The following is a 20,156-nucleotide window of genomic DNA, read 5'->3' as shown; positions in this document are numbered from 1 at the left end:
ATGGGCCTCCGTTTTGGTGCCTAAATCAGAATAATCACAACATAACCTAAATAAAGCGCCGTCAGAAAAATCCCCCAGATGCGGGTGATATCGCGCGCCAAGAACACAAAGGGCACGAGCAACAAGGACGCACCCAACATCACCCAAAGATCAAACCGCAAGAATTCCGGATCAACCGGGATCGGGCCAACCAAACTGGCAATGCCGATGATGGCCAGAAGATTGAACATATTCGAGCCGATGACGTTGCCAAGCGCGACATCCGCTTGCCTGCGCAGCGCTGCCATCACCGTGGTCGCCAGCTCCGGCAACGAGGTCCCCAATGCCACCAGCGTCAGGCCGATCACCGTATCCGAGACACCAAAATCGCGCGCGATGATCGAGGCATTTTCAACCAGGATATCCGCACCCAACGGCAAACCGATCAGCCCGAGCCCGAGAAAAACGCCGATCTTCCACCATGGCATATCCGGATCCGCGCCTTCGACCTCCTCTTCGGGATCGGCCAGCAAAGCCGCCGCCGCCCCCGCCTTGCGGTGGGCACCCGCATCACGAAACGCATCGGCTAAAACCAGAGCCAAAGCCCCCAGAAGGATCAAGCCCGACACCGCCGTGAAGGTCCCCGTAAAGGCCAGTCCAATGAACAAAAGCGTCGCCACAATCATGAAAATATAGGATTTTCGTGTGTTGCATTGCGATGTATGCATGACCGCGAGCAATGCGGGAATGCCCAAAACCAGCAAAATATTGGCGGTGTTCGATCCGACCACATTGCCAAGAGCCAGCCCCGGCTTTCCCTCACTGACCGCGCTGATCGCAATCAACAACTCCGGCGCCGACGTGCCAAAGGCCACAATCGTCAAAGAGACAATCAAGGCCGGAATACCCACCCGCAATGCAAGGTTCACCGCGCCTTTGACCAACGCGTCCCCTGCCAGCAGCAAGATCACCAAACCTAAACCGGCCAAAAGCCATTCCATCACGTTCAGCCCTTATTCTTGCCGCAACCGCACGGCCCCTTGCCGATCCGGTAGCGCCCGCATTTCGAACAGCGTGCCGCCGCCAACCGTTTCTGGCCGGGAAAGCGCGCCTTGCCGAACATGGCTAACACACCCATGCCCACCAAAAACAGAGTGACAATCTTGAAAATCACGTCACAGACCGAAGCGCGCAAAATCGGCGCGTTCTTCCACGGCACCGAGCGCATCCCCAACGATCCGCGCCCCGAAGCGCTGCAACACAGAGCGGCGCGGTCCATACCGGCGAATACGCACATCTTTGCCGAACCGCTCTTTGAGATGCGGCATCATATGGGCGATCCCATCGGCCAATCCGACCTCGACCGCTTTGGCTCCAACCCAAATATCGCCATTAAACAGATCAACGCCATCTTGAAGTTTCCCGCCACGGCGCGTTTTGACTTGGGCAATAAAATTGCCGTGTATCTGCGTAAGCATTTCTTTGAGACGTTCGACATCCTCGGGATTCTCGGGGCGGAACGGGTCTAGCATGGATTTGCTGGTCCCTGCCGTATAAACCCGCCGCTCGACCCCTTGCCGGGCCAAGAAAACATGCGCGCCAAAACCGGCGGAGATAACGCCAATGGACCCGAGGATCGAGCTGTCATCGGCGTAAATCTCATCTGCGGCAGCAGCGAGCCAATACCCGCCCGACGCCGCGACATCTTCGACAAAGGCCAGAACCGGCACCTTTTTTTCCTCGGCAAGCCGCCGGATACGTGCGCCGATCAACGATGATTGCACCGGCGATCCGCCGGGCGAATTGATCAACAGGGCCACAGCGCTGGGTTTGCCGCGCCGGAACGCACGTTCGATCATCGGGGCCAATGCCTCATCCGACAAAGCGCTGCGGTTGCCTGTGCCGATGGACCCGGACAGGCGCATGACCGACACGGTCGGCGGTGTTTTTACAAATGGGATAAATCGCTTCATGTCATCGGATGTAGAGCGCATCTGCGCCACAAACAAGTCACGCGCAAGCGGCGGACCAAAGAAACCCGCCGCCCATCGCGCATTCGCATCATTTAGCTACGGATACGGTAGCCGGTTTTGAAAATCCACCAGATCAGTCCAAGACAGATCGACGTGAAGCCGAGGATCGCCAATAGGCTCAGCCCGACATCGACGTCCTGCACGCCGAAAAACGCCCATCGAAACCCAGAGATCAAATACACCACAGGATTGAACAGCGTGATGGTCTGCCAAATCGGCGGCAACATTTTGATCGAATAGAACGAGCCCCCGAGGAAAACCAGCGGCGTGATCACCAAAAGCGGGATCAATTGCAGTTGCTCAAAGTTCTGCGCCCATATCCCGATGATGAAGCCAAATAGTGCAAAGGAGACGCAAGTGAGCACCATAAAGGCCATCATCGCAATCGGGTGCTGAATTTCCAGATCGACGAACAGGCTCGCGGTGCCAAGTATCACCATCCCAATGAACAAGGCCTTGGTCGCCGCCGCCCCGACGTATCCCAAAACGATCTCGAGGAAATTCACCGGCGCGGAGAGCAACTCATAGATCGTGCCGATGAATTTTGGAAAATAGATCCCGAACGAGGCGTTGGATATGGCTTGGGTCATCACCGAAAGCATGATCAACCCCGGCACGATAAAGGCCCCGTAGGACACCCCTTCGACCTGATCGATGCGACTGCCAATCGCGGCACCGAAGACCACGAAATACAACGAGGTCGAGATCACCGGCGAAATGAAGCTCTGTAAAATGGTGCGAAAAAACCGAGACATTTCATACAAATAGATTGCGCGGACGGCGTTCACATTCATGACGCATCCTCCTTGTGAACGAGGCCGACGAAAATTTCTTCGAGGCTGGATTGTTTGGTGTGGATATCGGCCAATGCCAAACCGGCCTTGGCCAGATCCCCCAACAGCGCGGTGATCCCCGTGCCATCGGCATTGGTGTCATAGCTGTAGCTCAACGCCGCGCCGTCAGCCGTCAGTTGCAGATCATAACCGCCCAGCACAGGCGGTACCGCCTCCACCGGCGTTTTCAGATCAATGCGCAATTCCTTGCGCCCCATTTGCCGCATCAAGGTTGCCGTATCTTGCACCAACAAAATCTGGCCATCTGTGATGACGCCGATGCGGTCGGCAATGGCTTCGGCCTCTTCAATGTAATGCGTGGTCAAAATGATCGTCACGCCTTGAGTTTTAAGATCCGCAACGATCTCCCACATATCGCGGCGCAATTCGACATCGACGCCTGCGGTCGGCTCATCAAGAAACAAAACCCGTGGTTCGTGGCTCAGCGCCTTGGCGATAAGCACCCGCCGCTTCATCCCGCCGGACAGAGTTTTGATTTGATCGTTCCGCTTGTCCCACAAGGACAGTCTACGCAGGATATCCTCGATCAAGGCCTCATCGCGCCGCAAACCAAACAGCCCGCGGCTCAACCGCACCGAAGTGATCACCTTTTCAAACGGTTCCAGAGATAAATCTTGCGGCACCAACCCAATGAGCCGCCGCGTATCGCGGTAGCTTTCTATGATATCATAGCCCCCCACCGTCGCCGAACCGCCCGTCGGCACAGTGATTCCGCATAGTGCGGAGATCAAAGTGGTTTTCCCCGCACCATTGGGACCAAGCAGGGCCAGAATCTCGCCCTCTTCAATCTCCAACGTCACGCCTTTGAGCGCCTCGAAGCCGCCATCATAGACCTTGCGAAGGTCTTTCACTGATACAATTGCTGTCATCTGCGCGCCTTTTGTCTTTTCCCAGAGACGCAAGCTACAGCGCAGAGCGCCGGAGCACCAGAAAATCAACTGCGCACCCCGCCCTGCGCCAACGCACAGGACCAGCCGCCCGCCGCAAAAGCCCCAAAGCACAGGCAAAGACAAAAAGGCCGCCCCAAAAGGCGGCCCTCTCAGATACGGTTGCGCAATACGGCCATCAGCTGATCAAGCGTTTGACCCATCCTTTTTTGGTGCCTTTTTCTGCGTCGTCTGTGGCATCATCCTCGGCCTTGTCATCGACGGCGCTGTCCCCCTCGATGGCAGATTGAAAATCGCTGAAGAACTGATCGGCCATTTTCTTGGCAAACCCGTCAATCAAACGGCTGCCCAATTGCGCCAACTTGCCGCCAACTTTGGCCTCGACATCATAGATCAACCGCGTGCCTTCGGGAATTTCCTCCAAACGGACATTGGCACCGCCCTTGGCAAAACCCGCCGCGCCGCCTTTGCCTTCGCCGGACAGCGTCAGGCTTTCCAATGGCACCATATCTGACAGGCTGACAACGCCTTTGAACGTTGCCTTCACGGGACCGACCTTTTGCACAACGGTTGCCTCGAACCCGTCTTCGGGGGATCCGGTCAGGCTTTGCGTGCCCGGCACACATTGCGCCAGAACTTCGGGGTCGAGCAACGCCGCCCAAACCGTCGCGCGATCGGCACGGATATCTCTTTGGTCATTCATTTGCATGGAATCGGTCCTCACTTCCCATATTTCCCCAAAACATATTGCAGTCGCCCCTGCAGCGATAGCTACCGAAAGGTCGAAGAGCACCGCAAATCCCGCCCGGGCGACATCCGGGCGCAATGCCCTATTCTCCGGTCGCGGCGCGGCGACGGCACCGTTTTCGCAACCCTCGGGGAAAGTTGGGTTTTGACGCATGCTCTGCGCCCTTGCCAGCAAACCAATTTAAGTCATCATTTTCAGGTAATTAACCTCACTACCATTTTCAAATCAAATGCGGTTCGGCAAACCCGACACACCGCTTGAACTTTTCACATTTTGCTGAAAATTTACGCAGAACACATCGGGGAGCCGCATCTTGCACATCTTGCGTTCACTTGGTCCGGCCGTCGCCCGAACCTCGTCCATCGAAGCCGCCCGCGCCGGAATTGGCGCGTGCCTTGCCTTGGCACTGACGGGGTTGTTTTTACTTTCTCCATCGATGGATCACAGGCTCGGAATGTATCTCGTTGCGCCCTTTGGCGCGACGTCGGTGCTTTTGTTCGCCGTGCCCAACAGCCCGCTTGCGCAGCCGTGGTCGGCCGTGGTGGGCAACACGCTTGCGGCCCTGGTCCGGGGTGTCGGCCTGCCTGTGGATTGACGATCCGGCGCTTCGTATCGCTGTGGCTGTCGGCGGCGCGATCTCTGTCACGATCTTGTGCCGCGCGATCCATCCACCAGCCGGTGCGGTGGCCATGACCGCCGCGATGAGCCCCGCCGCTGTGCAGGATCTTGGCTTTTGGTTCGCGCTGTCTCCGATCGCGTTGGGCACGGTGATTTTGGTGATATTTGCGACAGGCTATGCACGGCTGACCGGGTGCCGTTATCCCTTTCGCCAATTCGAGGATGCCGATCATCAAAGCGGCAAAGGCCCCGATCCGATGGAGCGGCTCGGCCTCTCCGAAGAAGAGTTGACCAATCTGCTGGAGCGCCACAGGCAATCATTCAACGTCGGGGTCGAAGACCTTGCCCGGTTGATCGGTGCCGCCGAACTTCAGGCGGCCACCCATCATACCGGCACATTGACCGCCGCTGACATCATGTCCCGCAACCCGGTGACTGTGACGCCAGACACCTCTTTGGCCACGATCGCAGATTTATTCAGACGCCATCGCTTCACCTCCTTGCCGGTGGCCGGCCGCGACGCGAAATTCATGGGCATTATCTTTCAAATCGACCTGATCAGCCGTGCGCGTCAGCCGTGCGCGCGAAGATTCGTTGCGCCTCAACCGTGGCTTTCGATCCGCATTGATCCGGTTACTGGATCGCAATCGGGATAAAACCGTATGTGCCGAGAACATTATGAGTGTCGCCGGTCCACGTGCCACGATCACGACCCCCATCGGGGCTTTGCTTCCGATGATGGTCGGCGGCGGCACAGAAGCCCTGCCTGTTCTAGAGAATGGTAACGTGACGGGCATCGTCACTCAAACCGACATCATTGCAGCCCTCGCGCAGCGCATCTTACATCACGACACCTAGCCGCCCCACTCGCACCCCTGAAAGATACATCCGACAGTCTATCGGCTATGTTTGTTCCATGAACAACTTCGGTTTCCAGTTCCCGCCCTAAGACACCCGCAACCTCCAAGAAGTCCTTGAGCTGCTACCATCGTCAAAATGACGTTTCCTGAAACCGCTGGAGATCGCGGCCGCTCTCCGAACGGATCGGGCAATGCAATGCGCTAGGTTAGCGGTGCAATGAAGCGGCGCCGCCGCACGGCACCTCGCACGGATTGAGAAAGGTCTGGCAACTCAGTTGGCAGAGGCAAGGGCATCTGAGCGTGAGATCATGACGATGCCGGGCCATGCGTCACCGCAAATAGTTCATTTTCATGCAGGAAAAGCGAGGCATGGCCTCATGGCAGATCGAGGTTTTGCCAAGCTTTTTAAGAACCAAACGGGCTCAAAGTGCTAACACACACGAAAGGTTCGTCAAAATGAGTGAGTTTTATAAGGGGAACAACGCCTTTAAGGCAGAAGTGGCGGACTGGGGAACCGTATACCCCCTGTTTTCAGGGGTTCACCCACATTCGCCACCACCCATCTTAACCGTTTACTTTCAATACCTTAAATTCACTCCCCGCCATTGACGTTCAAATCCGTTCGCCCTAAACCTAGATCAAGTGTGGGAACAAATGTGGGAACGACATGAAGTTAAGCGCTCGAAAAGTTGAAACGGCAGGGACTGGACGTCATGGCGACGGGCGCGGGCTTTTTCTGTATGTAAAACCGACGGGGGCGCGTTCTTGGGTTCTGAGGTATCAGGTCCAAGGACGCCGCCACGACCTGGGATTGGGCGCTTATCCAGATGTGACCTTGGCAATGGCGCGGGATAAAGCGACAGAGGCAAGGCGTTTGATCTTAGCCGGGGATGATCCGATAGCCAAACGTCGGCAATCTCAACCCAAGACATTCAAGGACGCCGCCCTAGAACTGATCGAAAACAAACGATCCGGCTGGAAGAACGCGAAACACGCCGCGCAATGGACGTCCACGCTAGAGGCGTATGTCTTCCCCAGCCTTGGCACCATGCAAGTTACCAAGATTGCCACCGCCGACGTGATCGGGGCGCTCAAACCGATATGGTCCCAGAAACCCGAAACCGCAAACCGTGTTCGCCAACGGATCGAAGCGGTTCTGGACTATGCATCGGCGCTGGGCATTCGAGAAGGTGACAACCCCGCGCGGTGGCGTGGGCACTTGGACAACCTCTTACCTAAGCCGACAAAGGTAAGGGCCGTCAAACATCACCCTGCCCTGCCTCATGCCGATATCGCTGACTTTATGAACGCCCTTTCAAGCCGCAGTGGCGTTTCAGCGCGTGCGTTGACCTTTACCATTCTCACGGCGGCACGATCTGGGGAAACCCGTGGCATGACGTGGGCAGAGGTTGATCTTGCAAACGGCGTGTGGACCATTCCCGCCCAGCGCATGAAAGCGGCCAAGGAACACCGTGTCCCCCTGGCACCCGCCGCCATTGCCCAACTTGGACCGCGCGGCCGAGACACTGACCTGATCTTTGGCAGCGAAACAAAAGCGGGCAAACCCATATCCGATATGAGCATGACCGCGCTTTTGCGCCGGATGGACTACAACGACATCACTGTTCACGGGTTCCGGTCCACGTTCCGCGATTGGGCGGGCGAGACCACCAGCTTCCCGCGCGAAGTGATCGAGGCGGCGCTGGCGCACGGGATCAAAGACAAGGCCGAAGCGGCCTATGCGCGGTCTGATCTTTTCGAAAAGCGCCGTGATCTTATGGCAACATGGGCACAGGTTACGACCCCCGAAACCTTGGGCGAAAATGTGATTGCGCTTTCCTGAATTTGCGTTTTCAAACGCGAACCGCTTGATCCAAATGCAGATGCCAACAAGATAGTGGGAATACTTAGCCCCTAGCCCCCCATCGTTGCGGCTGGACCGCGAATTTTGAACAGCTACAATAAGGCCTCTGCCGTCAACGCGGCAATTGCTGTTGCGGCTGGACCGCGAATTTTGAACAGCTACAATCAGCGTCACAAGCGGCCGTCATATATCGGCGTTGCGGCTGGACCGCGAATTTTGAACAGCTACAATGCCTCCGCAACGGTCATACCTCGCGAGCCGGTTGCGGCTGGACCGCGAATTTTGAACAGCTACAATACGCCCGACGTTGAAAGCCTTTTTTACAAGGTTGCGGCTGGACCGCGAATTTTGAACAGCTACAATCCATGCCCGCGCTGGTGGATATTCAGCAAGGTTGCGGCTGGACCGCGAATTTTGAACAGCTACAATAGATATCTGGTTAAGCCTATGTAACGCAAAGGCTTTTCCAGAACTCTATCGCGAATTTTCAAAACGAATCGCATCAAAACATCACCAGTTGCTGCGGGTTTTCACGTCTCTGCCTACGGCCTTGATCTGAAAAATGAACAATATCACGATATTGCCGATCAGTAAAATTCAAGATCTGCACATCACCTGCTTCCGGAAGATGTCGCTCAATTCTGGCGATTCGCGTCGCGAATGCCTCTTTCCCATTCACGAAACGGGCGTAGACCGAGAATTGGCTGCGCTCAAAGCCTTCATCAAGCAAGAAGTTTCGAAAAGATCCCGCGTCTTTGCGTTGGCGCTTGGTATCGGTCGGCAGGTCGAACATCACAAGAATCCACATGAGGCGATATCCCGATAGTTGGGTCACAGTTTTTGTCATTTTCCGAGCCCCTTAAGTGTCAAGGGATCGGGCGGAGCAGGAAGGGCCAGCGACAGCTTTCCTGCTTCGAAACTTTGTCCAAGCGAGATTGCAAGCTTCGACAGTGCGACGGAAACCGGCGTGATCCCCTCGCCGAGCGGTAGGTCGAGAGCGATCAATCCGGCCAATACTTGTTTCGCTGATGTGTCCACGTCTGTGCCTTGCTGCGCTATCAACGACCGCACGGCGCAATCCACCAAGGGGCGGAACGGCTCCATCAAATCGTCTGCGAGTGCAAAAGCATTACCTCGATTCGAGTGAAACAATCCGATTGTCGGGTGCAGCCCTGCGGCAACAACAGCACGGGCGGCAGCAGCACGCAGGACAGTATAGCCATAGTTTAATAAAGCATTTGCATCTGTCGCAGCGCTGTCTCGGCGAAAATCACGGCCCATCATGCGCGGCCAATAATGGCGCGCCGCCTGCGCCTCTATGTTGGTGCTATCACCCGATGTGATTTTCCGGACCATCATCAAAAGCGGCGCAGGAGCTTTGCCATGGGCTGCGAGCACTGCCGCCTGCATATGGAGTTTCGCCCCCACGACCTGCTTCCATGCTTGTTTGGTCAGCGATGACCTTGCCTGCCATTGCGCCCGCATGCGCGCACCTTGTGCATGGTGGCCTTGAAGCGGCATCAGCACAGATTTAGGAGCATGATTGGAAGCGCAAAGCACCACAGGTGCGCCGCGATCAGCCAGTTCAGTCAAAAGCGATGTGGACCACGTTGTCCCATGTGCATGAACGATGACGCCTGCGATCTGATCGAGCGGCGTTCGGCCGTTTTCCAAACCGTTTTCCGACACTTTGAGAAAACCGCGATCGCGGGACAAATGCCGCCCATCGGTCGCGATGTCTATAATTTGATCCACTCATCACACTCCTACACCCTTGGAAGTGTGACATATTTTTCCGATTCGCGCGAATCCGCAGCTTATCCCACCGGTCCGGGATCGCGAAGACGGCCCATTTCATCGACGTGAACTCGGCGTATTCTGGCTTTGATAGCTGGGCCAAGACCCATTTGCAGAATTCGAAAAGGGTCGCCCTTTGCACGCGACCTTGCATCGGCATTTGCTTCGACATGCGGCGCAAGAAAAATACCATTGGCGGGATCAAACCTCTGCACATAACAAATCAACCGCTCCCCTTCCCTCTCTATCGCAACCATATCCCGTTTGAACACGCGCAACAGACGTTTGGCCGCCGGATGCGGGCGGCGAATCGCTTCGCCATGCGCCTCGAAGGTAGTAATCACCTGCGCCTTGGGTTTGCCATCGGGCATGCGCCAGATCTCATAGCAGTGGTTGCTGTCTCCCTTATAAGCTTTCAGTGGTTGTCCCGATGGGCCTGTGATTTCCACCCTCGCCGAGGACTGTAGGCTTTCGGTCAACCGGAGCCGGCTGATCCCCTGATAGGGGCCGGGCTTGGCAGAGAATGCTATAAGCGCCTCTTCGAGTGCTTTGCCCTCGCAGCCTTTAGTCGCGACAGCCAAAGCGTGCTGCAACTGCGGATCGCGAATGTTCTTGCCTTTAGTCGTCACGGCAATATCGGCGGGCTTAAGCGATAACAACGGCGCACGGCTGACCACAGTGTGATCATCAATAATGCCGTAGGCGGTATCATTGTGAAGCTGTCCGGCGGTGCTGTCTTGGCCGCTTTTTCGCCCTTCGCGGTCTATACGCCCATGATCTGCACGGTGCGAGACTATGATCGTGTCAACCTGCCTTGCAATATCATCGCGGAACCCCTCCCAAGGCGGCAATGTAGTTCGGGCGACGTCTTCCGCGCCCTTCCCGCCCTCTTCATCGCGGCCTGCGGCCTTACTGATACGATTGATAAGCGCATGATCGGTCGCCGCCACAACGGCAGCATCGATTGCATGATGGCGATGGTCGGTACGGTTTTTGGCCTTCACGGCACCGTCCCGATCAGGCAGCAGCCTATTCAGACCCCAGTGTCGCCGCAGCATTTCGGTCATTCGCCCAGGCACCGCATAGACATGGCGACGCTCATCGCCACCATCATACAATGCCTCGAGATACCTACAAGCTATGCGCGCCAGATATTGCGTGTCTTTCAGGGCGCGCTCAGTGAAATCCTTTTCCCCTTCAAACCGCTCCATCGCATCCGGCGCGAAACGCCATGCCTTGTTGTCCTTCAAATTTTTGAGGTTGGCGGCAATATTTTCCCAAGCGGGAGTGCCGCCCCACGCCTCCCAAGGGGTCTTGTTCGATTTGGCGCGATTGAAGGCCGTCAAGCAAAGCGTGCGATTGGCAAAGCCGTCATCAAGGGTGCGCGAATAGGGGAGGATGTGATCGATATCGCAAGAGCCGTCAAAGATCATCGCCGCGCTGATCACCTCACCCGAATACGGGCAGCATCGCGGGCCGATCGTCGGGCCAAGCTCCTCCCACAGTCGAAACTTCATCCGATTTGCGCCTGTGTTCCGCACGCCCATCTCTTCGAGCTTTTTCCCGCGCGCAATCGCCGCATCAGTATTCTTTTTGATGTCCCGCTGCACCTCGCGCTTTTGATCTTCCGACAGCTTGAGATCACGGGCCAGTTCGACGACTATTTCGTCAGGGCGGCCGTAAACCGTGATGATCCGGTTCACCAACCGCCGCAACTGGTTCAACCCGATATGGACGGTCGGATTAGTGATGCGACCGTAGCGGGTCACATCATCGTCGGTCTCTGCGTAGGTGCCGGGGATCACATGGCGATCAAGGATCTGCCCATAATAAGGAAGTTCGGTCAAAACCTCACCGGTTCTGCCGTCGGAATGGTGCCACCCGCAGGCTGCCACTGCGGCGCTATACGGGATCACGTCAGCCTCTAGAGCCGCAAGAATATTGCGCGTCGCTGTCAGGCCAAGCCGCCCATACCCCTCCGGCAGCGGTGCATTGGCAACCGCCTCCGCATGGTCTCGATCCAAACCATGCGCCGAAATCAACCAGTTCACCAATTCGACATATTCCGCTTCACTCTGCACCGCGCGCAAGCGCTCAATCACGTGCCATTGGCGGTCGCAATCCAACATTGACCAACGCGGGCCGAAACGATCCGGATGCGACAGGCTGGCCCGCACCGGATCGCAGGCAATGGCGTCGCGGTTCGCAGTCTCCAAAGTAAAGGATTGATCTGGGCGCAGCTTGATCGTCTTGCCGAGCGCCTTGAGCGTCATGGCCATGCCCGACATAGATTTTGTATGCGCTTTATTGTCAAGCGCATGGAGAATTTGATCGCGCTCCTCGCGGGTCAACCCGCGAGCCGCCTCTCCCCGTGCCGCAATACGCAACCCATTGATTGTCTCTACAAGGATCCGCCTTTGGTTCAGCGGGTGGGCGCTTGCGATACGCCGCTCGTTAGTAAACAGGCACAAACCGACTTCTGGCGTTTTCAGGGGGCGCTGATGAAAGATGATCATCGCAATTTCATCGCGCAAATCATCGGTCAAGACTTCGGGCGCAAATTGCGCTTGCGCGGCCCAGAGCTGTTCAAATTCATCGGATAAGTGTCGTCGGTCGGGATAAAAATCATACCCCGCCTCGGCTTTTTCAGCGTTGTCACGGCGCGCAACCGACAAGCGCGTGCGGACAGGTTTGGTCCGCCGGTCATCGTTGCGAGTGCCGTCCATGTTCAGAGCCGGCTCCGACGCGGGTTTCTCGCATTTTTCCGAACGACGCATATGCAAAAACTCGCCATAAGTGCGGGCCTGCTTAATTGCCATTTCCTCATCCAGACGCTTGGTCGCGTCTTTTATCTTGCCGTTTTCATTGTCACCGCGATCAGTCTTGCGATTGGATTTGAAACCTCGTCGTTGGTTCAGGTGAAACAAGGCCCGCCCGAAATGGGCAATTGGGAGTTCCCGATCCAGCCCCTCGGAGCGAAGTCGGTAGGGATCCAGCACTTCAAGCGCCTTTGCCTCGGTGGGATCCGATGGCATCAGCCCCGCTGTGGCCATATGTTTCATCAACGCCGCCTTACGACGCAGATAGCGGTCCCGCCGCCGCCGCTGCGCGCGCGCCGCGCGCCGATCCACCGCAAGCGACTTTTTGGATTTGGGGTCCCGCCCGTCTGAAAAAATCCTCACGCCGCCGTCGATCACATCGGTAATCGTATTGTTCTCGCTCGCATATAACCACCAACCAATCGAATTCGTCCCAACGTCCAATCCCAACCGCATCACTCAACCTCCAAGTAGTGCGCCAAGATCGCATCGAGCCTAGTTCATTTCAACCATAAAGGGCACTTGACCTTTGCGAACAACCCGTGAAAAATGGGGGCGTTCAAAATTCGCGGTCGAGCCGTTAACAAGCATTCGATTGCACCACATTGAGGCACAGGCTACGGCCTGTGCCTTTTTCTCTTTCAAATGCCTGGCGGCAAAACCAAACTATTTTACCAAACTTCAAATATCCAGTTCCCTGTGGTTTGCAGATCGCAGACTACGACGTCCACTTGCCCGCATCATGTCGCGCCAAAATCTGAGTTAGGGTAGCAACGCCTCGAACGTGGATCTGCGCCCTGCGCTTGGCCACGCCCTTCCTGAGCGGGATCCAAGGCCCGTTAACCACGCGCTAGTTTCAGCATCCGCTTAGACCCCAGCAGTAAACCGCTGAAGACGACGCACGAAGGCGGGGAATACAGATTTATAAAGGCCAACCAAGACAGCCTCAGCTTGACTTTGGACGAGCCCCACTCGTCCAACACACTGAATGCATTTACGCAAATTCTAAGGCGGAGCCACATCCTGAATGGACACATAACTCCAGCACCTGCTCCCCAACACCCATTCCGTCACCCCTCTCCCATCGCACCACAAACCAGCTGCCGCGCCATAGCCCCCTGCACTGATATTTTTACGCAACCACGGCTTGTATCACACTCCCGTGAACACCAAATATAGCCTTTGTAACAACCGAAGGCACTATTCATGGCTTCATTTAGCGGCTTTATCCGTAAATCCCCCGACGAGAGATTGGCAGCTTTCCTAAAGGCGTTCGGGGTGGATGCCCCTGATGATTTTAATTGGCAAGGCCAAGGGCGCGGGACAGCGCTTGTGAATGACATTGCCACGCTAATCGCCGATTTACCTGACCTGCGACAAGATAAGGTCAAAGCCGAACTTGATCACCTTGCCAGTTTGGCTACCCCGCAAGGCATGACCGCTGCTGAGCAAATCTGCAGTGCCCAGCGCATTGATTTAGAAGGGTTGCAGGGCATCCAGGACGTTCTCCTGATGCTGGCCATAGATCATCCAAAGACGCTGGAACGGGTTTCGGTGCAGGCCTCTTTGATGCAACGCACTGGTGGAAAAAACTGGTCTGCCTTCCAATTCGACGACGATGGCAAACCTTGGGCGCTAGGCGACGAGGTAGCCCGTGCAGGCTTTGTCGCCGACGCGATTGCCATTCTTGATCTGCCGGAACACCGCAAGCGCGAAGCTGACTGGTACACGTCAATTCGGGTTCACCCCATCACGGCGGAAGAAACGGAAATTTTACAGGCGACGATCTACGTCGAATCCAACGCAGAAAGCGAACTTACCTTTGGATCATCTGAGGGGTTGGAACGACAAGTTGTGCAAAGGGTTCTTGAAGTCGGAATTGCATGCAATGCCAAAGAACGGATCGTAGAAATTTGCGCCCGTGGCGGCAAAAAGATACGCGACGAATACGCAACATCCTTTTCCCAGCATTTTGCTCCGCAATCCGCACCACCTATTGAGACACCGCGCCGCGACGTTTTGTTGGGCAATATAGCGTCAAATCCCAGCTTTCCCACCGAACCTGCCGATGGGGTGGCCAGCGTCGAAGTATCTTCTCTTGAGTTTTATTCCACGGGTGGCGGTTTTGCGCGATTTGAACGGCGGGGGGATGATGAAACCATCTATCAGTTTCTTGAACGTCAGTTCGGTGAACGCTCCCCGATCCATGCAGCAGGCTGGACGATTATCGGCACAACCTTGCGGATCGCGCTCGCACCGCAAGTTGGCAAACGCGCCAAGACCCTTACGGTTACATTGCGCACCCCCAATACGACAACCATCCCAAACAAGACCGAAGCGGAACGGCAGTTTGTGATCAATCTCTTGGAACGATGGAAGTTACTGGCAAAGCGCCCTGAACGGTTTGACGTTATCGAGGCAGTCTAAGTGGAAACGGTAAACCTCTTCGCCTCACTCATCGCCCAGCGCTGCAGCGTCTTGGCGAACAAGTATTCCAAATATCCGGCATATGATCTTCTTCTAAAAGCTGGGGTGATCGAAGAAACAGGCGTCGTTTCTTCGCTTGTTTGCGATGCGTGTGACCAACCCCATGACGCCGCAATCGTCTATGAGACCGGATCATATGGGTACTATTGCCCTGATGTAGGATTTGTCACGAAAGCCCGGTTGGACCTCATCTCGACACAACCAAACCTGATTGCCTTCACCGCACAGATGGCAGACCAGCTGAATTGCAAACGGAGGAAATCAACACCCCTAAATGGCGAAACATGGCGAATTGGGGCCTTGGATAGCCCTGCGGGTGACATTGCATTGTATTTCCAACCGATGATGCAAGGTGAAAATGATATCAAAGATTTTAAAGGCGCTATGATCGGTGAAATGAGGTCTACTTTTGGGATTATCCTGACATCGACAGGCACTTTGTCTGTGCCGCCCTATGTCACTATTCAACTGCAAGACGTTCTTCGCTTTGACCCAAAATCTGGCACATTGGCTGTAAATGCCGACCTTCATGCGCTTGCTGGCGTTCCCGTGAATCGGACGGGCGGGCGACCGAGTGCCTACAAAGAGGCGTTGACCCAAATCATTGCGAACCGCGCCGAGAACGGAACTGCTCTAAAAGGACGGAACGAAGAAGCCAAGGCGGTCCTTGCTGTCTACAAGGCCAATTTTCCAAACAAGACATCGCCTGCACTATCCTCAATAAACCGTTATGTTTCAGAGGCTAGACGTGGATCATAACTGGATCGAAACGCACGATCTGTTTTGATCCACCCTGCGTCCGCCAAAGTTCATTCATCGTCAAATGATGGAGTATGAACGATGGTACATTCGCCGAAAACGACCCAACCAACACCCCCAATTGCCGTTTCGCCAGACGAGGCTGCACGACTTGCTGGCATTGGCCGGACAACTCTCTACGCCGCGTTAGCCAAAGGTGACCTAAAAAGCATCAAGATCGGCACGCGCCGCCTGATCAAGATTGAAGCCATTCACGAATGGCTGGCAACGCATCAATCAGGCACGGAGTAATTCGCCGTGCCCAAACAGGCCCGTCTAAGCGGGATCAAATCCTATCGCTGTTATACACTAAAGGAAGCGGCGGCACTTGTCGGCGTTTCCCCTCGCACGATACGAAACTGGATCCGAGATGGGTTGCAGCTTTTGGATGCGTCATACCCCCCGCTTATTCGTGGTGATGATCTACGCGCCCACATCAACGCCCAGCGCGAAGGTCGTAAAGTGAAAACAGGTCTGTGTGAGTTTTATTGCCTGCGATGCCGTGCGTGTCGTGGCCCCGCTGGCGCGATGGCCGATTACGAGATCACGGGCAACAAAGCGATGCTCACAGCGATTTGTGACGTCTGCGAAACGCTCATGTGCAAGCCCGTCTCTTTGACCAGCCTTTCCGCGATCCGCGCCAAACTCGACCTCACAATAAAACGGGATGAGTTGGCATTATAATGGTGGACACAATCCCCCCTGTATTTCCACCTCAGACCCTGCATCGCGTTGCCTTCAAACGCACCTGAAAACCATCCCGACAACCCTCATAAATACAGGATATAAAGATGACCAAACGACCCAATGAAAAGAACGAACGCCTGAAACGCCGCTTTCTGGAATATCGCAAATTCGCCCGCCAACTTTCTGAAAAGACGTTGGATCGCGAAATCGCAGCACTTGAACGGTTCGACGCCTGGAACGGGCGCAAGGACTTTGCACGTTTTCATATTGAACAGGCGATGGGGTTTCGCACTCACTTGGAAGACAGCAAAACGACGGCGGGAACACCCTTGGGCAAATCAACAATGCGGTCTATCTTGGCAACCTTGCGTGAGTTTGTTCTGTGGCTTTCCCAGCAAGACGGATTTCGCAGCCGGATAAAAGCGGCGGATGCAGATTATTTCAACTTGTCTCGACGCGATGAGGCAGAGGCACGCGCGGCCCCGCCACGTCCTGCACCTAGCCTAAAGCAAGCCAAACACGCCTTAGCGCGTATGCCAAGCACCACGCCCCAGCAAAAGCGCGACAAGGCCGTCTTTGCCCTTCTTTGCCTCACAGGTATTCGGGTGGCCGCTTTGGTTTCGCTCAAAATTAAGCACGTCGATTTGCACGAGCAGTCCGTGACGCAAAACCCGCGCGAAGTGGCAACCAAGTTTGGTAAGGCGATTGATACGTTCTTTGCAAAAGGATTCGAGGAAGCCGAGGCCGCGCTAACCGAGTGGATCGCCTATTGTGACGACATCGTGCTCTATGGCCCCGATGATCCATTGTTCCCCGCAACCGCGATCACAGCAAATTCCAACTCAGGCTTTACAGCGAACGGATTCACGCGGCAGCATTGGAAAACAACCGAACCCGTGCGCAAGATTGTTCGCATCGCGTTTGAGGCTGCGGGCGTTCCCAACTACGGCCCCCACGCATTCCGGCATATGCTCGCGCGTCACGCCGCCAAGCATTGCACGTCAGTTGCTGAACTGGTGGCCACATCGCAAAACCTTGGCCACACCGACGTTTTGACGACATTGCGTAGCTACGGGCAAATCAGCCGCGATGAACAACGTAGGCTGATTACCGGAAACACGTCTGATTTAGACTGAATGTATAATTCAACCGAACCGCAAGTGTGGGAACAAATGTGGGATCGAAAACTGAACAACGCAGATTTATCGTGTAAAATCATACACTTACAGGTCGTTAGTGGCGGACTGGGGAGGAGAAGGTATTGTATTTCCTACCAACGAGTTAACCTGTCGAACCCCACACAAAACAGCCATTGAGCAATCAACAGAAAACACAGCCTTGTCGAACCAAGTTTCCCTGCTCTCGGATGCGGTGGAATTCATTCTGAAATGTATCGCTGCCCTAGATGAGTACGAGATAGCAGAACTTGCCAATGAAATTTCAAGAGAAGTAGACCCCGAACTCGCGCAAAAGCTTAGTGACCAAGCTATTATTGTCCAAGAGGTCTATGGCACCGGATCACTGTTTGCAGAGGTTGCAGAAGAGTATCGCCGCAGTCATTCGATTGATACGCATCCGGAATTGGAGTGCGATCTTCCTGATTTTGATGATCCGGATTTCTTGGTCAAACTTCACACCGATAGCGCTTCAACTCCGGATCGGAAGCGACTGTTTATCCGTTTGTGGGAAAGCTTCACGACAGATGATCAAAGGGCATTTTTGTCCCGCATCGACCCAAACGGTGCTTTTAGGCAGAATGCAATATGAATGATTTCGACAAAGTCACGCCGATCCGGAGTGACCCGGCACTATTAAGGCCGAAGGCAAAGGAACTGTTAGCGGCGGCAACATGGGCGGGGAATTTTGAAGCCGCTCTGGATCGGGAGTATCTGGTGAAAGGCTGGCTCGACAAGGGAACACTTGCGGTTGTTTTCGGGCCCTCCAATGTCGGGAAATCGTTTTTTGCTCTCGATCTGGCCCACCATATCTCTAAGGGCGAGAAATGGGGAAATCGCCGGGTGACTAAGGGAAATGTTCTCTACATAGCCGCTGAAGGTGGCAGCTCCTTCCCGAACCGTGTCTCTGCGTTGGATGATCCTCAGTTCTGGGTCATCGCGGCACCGGTTACATTTGCAGGCAAGGCCACAGATGCACCCGCTATTGTCGAAATGGTGCAACATCTAGCCTCTCAAACAGGCCGTTTCGATCTCATCGTCGTCGATACCCTTTCGCGGGTCATGGGGGACGGAGATGAAAATACGGCACCGGATATTGCCGATCTCGTCAAAAATCTTGATGTTCTGCGTCGAGGGACTGGTTCGAACATTATGTTGATCCACCATTCCGGCAAGGATGTTGCGCGCGGCGCGCGTGGGCACTCATCACTTCGGGCCGCAATAGACACTGAAATTGAGCTAACCCGGGATGAGTTTGGGGTGATCTCAGCGGAAGTGACCAAACAAAGAGACGGGCCAACCGGATACAAGTTCATCTACGCCTTGCGGCAGGTCGAGTTGGGGCGCGATCAGGACGATGATCCCGTCACGACTTGCCTAGTTGAACCCGTCGATACCGCTGCAGACATGCCGGAAAAAATTACTGGCCCAACGTCCATCGCTCTTTCAACCTTGGAAGCATTACTCCAAGAATGCGGGAAATGTCTGCATGACCCTCGCTATCCAAACACTCCTTGCGTTGACCAAAAGGAATGGATGGAAAGAAGTATCGCCACGGATCGCCTATCGAGTTCCAATAAGCGCGAAAGCCATCGTAGGGTATTCAATCGGGAAGTGGAGAATTTAAAAAATGGCGGGCTGATCTCGGTTAGAAACGGCTTAGTTTGGCTCCTCCGGCAACCCAGTCAATAGCTGACACTCAAGCTTTACGTCGCAGTGAAGCTAAGAGTGTTCCGGAGCAAGGGCACCACAATCATTATACCAAGTTCCTATTCCAGCAGTTGATGGCTACCATTAAGCATTTTTTCATGTGACGAAATATATGTCGGGCCTAACCCAGCCAACACCTTATACCAGTCGTAGTATTTTCGATTATTCATCGGCGGATCTAGATTGTACCTGTCTTCTGGGAGCTCTATCAGCTCATGACAATTATCTCGAACAAACTCGATGCAAGACCTTGCCGCCCTTTCCTCATCAGCGATGCTTACTGGGCTTTTTTCTCTGCTAGAAAGAAGACTTGCCGCAATCTCATGAGAAAGTGCCGCGCGAGGTAACACGCTTTCGTCAAACCTAAATCTCCCCTCAGCATCTATTGCCACTCGCGAGAATGCTACATAGGTTAGTAGAGGTAGGTCTATCGGCTGATCACGATAGCACCGTAGCGTTAGGTCGATATGCTCTACTGTCCTCTTGACCTGCCGGAATGTGATGCCGCTTTGTTCAACGATTTTCGATGCGACCTCACCCGCGCGCTCGCTCGAGAATGCTTCGCTTTCTCCAAATGGCACAGACACACTCAGCGCACCTACCAATGATTTTGCTGCCAGACCTTCCTTCTGCGCTGAAGATTTTAGCTTGAGGCGGAGGTCTACGAATTTTTCAAGGTAAAGCTCATCCAGTTCTCTCACACCAAACCTATGTGAAGTGGTCCGGCAAAACAGGACAGCGTGCTAAGATGTATCCAACCTTGAAGACAGGATACACAAATGACCAAGAGACGCAGTTTTTCAGATAATTTTAAGGCCACGGTAGCGCTTGAGGCGCTTC

At 54.9% G+C, this 20,156-nt stretch carries 21 protein-coding genes and 1 CRISPR repeat array; of the genes, 11 read left to right on the top strand and 10 right to left on the bottom strand.

All coding sequences use genetic code 11. The annotated features are described in order from the left end of the window. Window positions 1–20 precede the first annotated feature (20 nt). From DI396_RS06655 to DI396_RS06630, 6 genes are all read right to left on the bottom strand, one after another. Window positions 21–983, bottom strand: a complete 963-nt coding sequence (locus DI396_RS06655; RefSeq protein WP_110795430.1) for a calcium/sodium antiporter — start codon at window positions 981–983, stop codon at window positions 21–23. A gap of 2 nt (window positions 984–985) precedes the next feature. Beyond that, complete coding sequence (locus tag DI396_RS06650; protein ID WP_204362808.1) at window positions 986–1,153, bottom strand: hypothetical protein; 168 nt, start codon at window positions 1,151–1,153, stop codon at window positions 986–988. A gap of 1 nt (window position 1,154) precedes the next feature. Further along, a complete protein-coding gene (locus DI396_RS06645) occupies window positions 1,155–1,952 on the bottom strand; it encodes a S49 family peptidase (protein ID WP_110795760.1) in 798 nt (265 codons plus the stop codon). Window positions 1,953–2,044: 92 nt separating this feature from the next. Next, on the bottom strand, window positions 2,045–2,806 hold the full coding sequence (locus DI396_RS06640) for an ABC transporter permease (protein WP_110795428.1): 762 nt from the start codon (window positions 2,804–2,806) through the stop codon (window positions 2,045–2,047). Then, entirely contained in the window at window positions 2,803–3,735 is a 933-nt protein-coding gene (locus DI396_RS06635) for an ABC transporter ATP-binding protein (RefSeq protein ID WP_110795759.1), read from the bottom strand. Before DI396_RS06635 ends, DI396_RS06640 begins: the two co-directional genes overlap by 4 nt. A 196-nt stretch (window positions 3,736–3,931) precedes the next feature. Beyond that, the gene (locus DI396_RS06630; RefSeq protein ID WP_110795427.1) at window positions 3,932–4,462 is read right to left on the bottom strand and encodes an SRPBCC family protein; all 531 of its coding nucleotides are present in this window, start codon (window positions 4,460–4,462) and stop codon (window positions 3,932–3,934) included. A 352-nt stretch (window positions 4,463–4,814) separates the two neighbouring features. Between DI396_RS06630 and DI396_RS16875 the strand changes: the two genes are divergently transcribed. From DI396_RS16875 to DI396_RS06620, 4 genes are all read left to right on the top strand, one after another. Continuing rightward, complete coding sequence (locus DI396_RS16875; protein ID WP_328588336.1) at window positions 4,815–5,096, top strand: HPP family protein; 282 nt, start codon at window positions 4,815–4,817, stop codon at window positions 5,094–5,096. Continuing rightward, a complete protein-coding gene (locus DI396_RS16870) occupies window positions 5,056–5,775 on the top strand; it encodes an HPP family protein (protein WP_328588335.1) in 720 nt (239 codons plus the stop codon). Before DI396_RS16875 ends, DI396_RS16870 begins: the two co-directional genes overlap by 41 nt. A 22-nt stretch (window positions 5,776–5,797) precedes the next feature. Then, complete coding sequence (locus tag DI396_RS16865; RefSeq protein WP_328588334.1) at window positions 5,798–5,977, top strand: CBS domain-containing protein; 180 nt, start codon at window positions 5,798–5,800, stop codon at window positions 5,975–5,977. A gap of 669 nt (window positions 5,978–6,646) precedes the next feature. After that, the gene (locus DI396_RS06620) at window positions 6,647–7,822 is read left to right on the top strand and encodes a tyrosine-type recombinase/integrase (RefSeq protein WP_110795426.1); all 1,176 of its coding nucleotides are present in this window, start codon (window positions 6,647–6,649) and stop codon (window positions 7,820–7,822) included. Between the two features lie 84 nt (window positions 7,823–7,906). After that, a CRISPR array of direct repeats spans window positions 7,907–8,272; the repeat unit is 36 nt; unit sequence GTTGCGGCTGGACCGCGAATTTTGAACAGCTACAAT. A 73-nt stretch (window positions 8,273–8,345) separates the two neighbouring features. Here the strand turns inward: DI396_RS06620 and cas2 are convergent. From cas2 to cas9, 3 genes are all read right to left on the bottom strand, one after another. Beyond that, a complete protein-coding gene (cas2, locus tag DI396_RS06615) occupies window positions 8,346–8,690 on the bottom strand; it encodes a CRISPR-associated endonuclease Cas2 (RefSeq protein WP_235851772.1) in 345 nt (114 codons plus the stop codon). Then, on the bottom strand, window positions 8,687–9,598 hold the full coding sequence (gene cas1, locus DI396_RS06610; protein WP_110795425.1) for a type II CRISPR-associated endonuclease Cas1: 912 nt from the start codon (window positions 9,596–9,598) through the stop codon (window positions 8,687–8,689). Before cas1 ends, cas2 begins: the two co-directional genes overlap by 4 nt. Window positions 9,599–9,660: 62 nt before the next feature. Next, complete coding sequence (cas9, locus tag DI396_RS06605) at window positions 9,661–12,915, bottom strand: type II CRISPR RNA-guided endonuclease Cas9 (RefSeq protein WP_110795424.1); 3,255 nt, start codon at window positions 12,913–12,915, stop codon at window positions 9,661–9,663. A 750-nt stretch (window positions 12,916–13,665) separates the two neighbouring features. Here cas9 and DI396_RS06600 point away from each other — a divergent pair. The 7 genes from DI396_RS06600 (at window position 13,666) to DI396_RS06570 (ending at window position 19,298) form a co-directional block, all read left to right on the top strand. Continuing rightward, window positions 13,666–14,886 carry a hypothetical protein gene (locus tag DI396_RS06600; RefSeq protein WP_110795423.1) on the top strand — a complete coding sequence of 407 codons (1,221 nt, stop codon included), beginning with the start codon at window positions 13,666–13,668 and terminating at the stop codon, window positions 14,884–14,886. Then, window positions 14,887–15,705: a hypothetical protein gene (locus DI396_RS06595; protein WP_110795422.1), complete on the top strand. Its 819-nt coding sequence runs from the start codon at window positions 14,887–14,889 to the stop codon at window positions 15,703–15,705. An 81-nt stretch (window positions 15,706–15,786) separates the two neighbouring features. Further along, complete coding sequence (locus tag DI396_RS06590; protein ID WP_110795421.1) at window positions 15,787–15,996, top strand: helix-turn-helix domain-containing protein; 210 nt, start codon at window positions 15,787–15,789, stop codon at window positions 15,994–15,996. A 6-nt stretch (window positions 15,997–16,002) separates the two neighbouring features. Further along, window positions 16,003–16,428: a helix-turn-helix domain-containing protein gene (locus DI396_RS06585; RefSeq protein ID WP_110795420.1), complete on the top strand. Its 426-nt coding sequence runs from the start codon at window positions 16,003–16,005 to the stop codon at window positions 16,426–16,428. Window positions 16,429–16,625: 197 nt separating this feature from the next. Continuing rightward, window positions 16,626–17,567 (top strand): tyrosine-type recombinase/integrase, encoded by a 942-nt coding sequence (locus tag DI396_RS06580; RefSeq protein ID WP_162617172.1) that lies wholly within the window; start codon window positions 16,626–16,628, stop codon window positions 17,565–17,567. A 100-nt stretch (window positions 17,568–17,667) separates the two neighbouring features. After that, on the top strand, window positions 17,668–18,198 hold the full coding sequence (locus DI396_RS06575) for a hypothetical protein (RefSeq protein WP_162617171.1): 531 nt from the start codon (window positions 17,668–17,670) through the stop codon (window positions 18,196–18,198). Continuing rightward, a complete protein-coding gene (locus DI396_RS06570) occupies window positions 18,195–19,298 on the top strand; it encodes an AAA family ATPase (protein WP_110795417.1) in 1,104 nt (367 codons plus the stop codon). The genes DI396_RS06575 and DI396_RS06570 overlap by 4 nt, the downstream gene beginning before the upstream one ends. 77 nt (window positions 19,299–19,375) lie before the next feature. On the opposite strand, the gene DI396_RS06565 is transcribed toward DI396_RS06570, so the two are convergent. Further along, on the bottom strand, window positions 19,376–20,017 hold the full coding sequence (locus DI396_RS06565) for a hypothetical protein (RefSeq protein WP_110795416.1): 642 nt from the start codon (window positions 20,015–20,017) through the stop codon (window positions 19,376–19,378). Between the last annotated feature and the right edge of the window lie 139 nt (window positions 20,018–20,156).

It is taken from the genome of Litorivita pollutaquae (assembly GCF_003205515.1).
Classification (GTDB): domain Bacteria; phylum Pseudomonadota; class Alphaproteobacteria; order Rhodobacterales; family Rhodobacteraceae; genus Litorivita; species Litorivita pollutaquae.
This window is presented reverse-complemented; position numbering and strand designations above follow the sequence as displayed.

Excerpts from the sequence above, each read along its gene's own strand:
- DI396_RS06645 (WP_110795760.1), bottom strand. The coding sequence starts at position 1,952 with ATGAAGCGATTTATCCCATTTGTAAAAACACCGCCGACCGTGTCGGTC.
- DI396_RS06640 (WP_110795428.1), bottom strand. The coding sequence starts at position 2,806 with ATGAATGTGAACGCCGTCCGCGCAATCTATTTGTATGAAATGTCTCGG.
- DI396_RS06635 (WP_110795759.1), bottom strand. The coding sequence starts at position 3,735 with ATGACAGCAATTGTATCAGTGAAAGACCTTCGCAAGGTCTATGATGGC.
- DI396_RS06630 (WP_110795427.1), bottom strand. The coding sequence starts at position 4,462 with ATGCAAATGAATGACCAAAGAGATATCCGTGCCGATCGCGCGACGGTT.
- DI396_RS16865 (WP_328588334.1), top strand. The coding sequence starts at position 5,798 with ATGAGTGTCGCCGGTCCACGTGCCACGATCACGACCCCCATCGGGGCT.
- DI396_RS06620 (WP_110795426.1), top strand. The coding sequence starts at position 6,647 with ATGAAGTTAAGCGCTCGAAAAGTTGAAACGGCAGGGACTGGACGTCAT.
- cas2 (WP_235851772.1), bottom strand. The coding sequence starts at position 8,690 with ATGACAAAAACTGTGACCCAACTATCGGGATATCGCCTCATGTGGATT.
- cas9 (WP_110795424.1), bottom strand. The coding sequence starts at position 12,915 with ATGCGGTTGGGATTGGACGTTGGGACGAATTCGATTGGTTGGTGGTTA.
- DI396_RS06600 (WP_110795423.1), top strand. The coding sequence starts at position 13,666 with ATGGCTTCATTTAGCGGCTTTATCCGTAAATCCCCCGACGAGAGATTG.
- DI396_RS06590 (WP_110795421.1), top strand. The coding sequence starts at position 15,787 with ATGGTACATTCGCCGAAAACGACCCAACCAACACCCCCAATTGCCGTT.
- DI396_RS06570 (WP_110795417.1), top strand. The coding sequence starts at position 18,195 with ATGAATGATTTCGACAAAGTCACGCCGATCCGGAGTGACCCGGCACTA.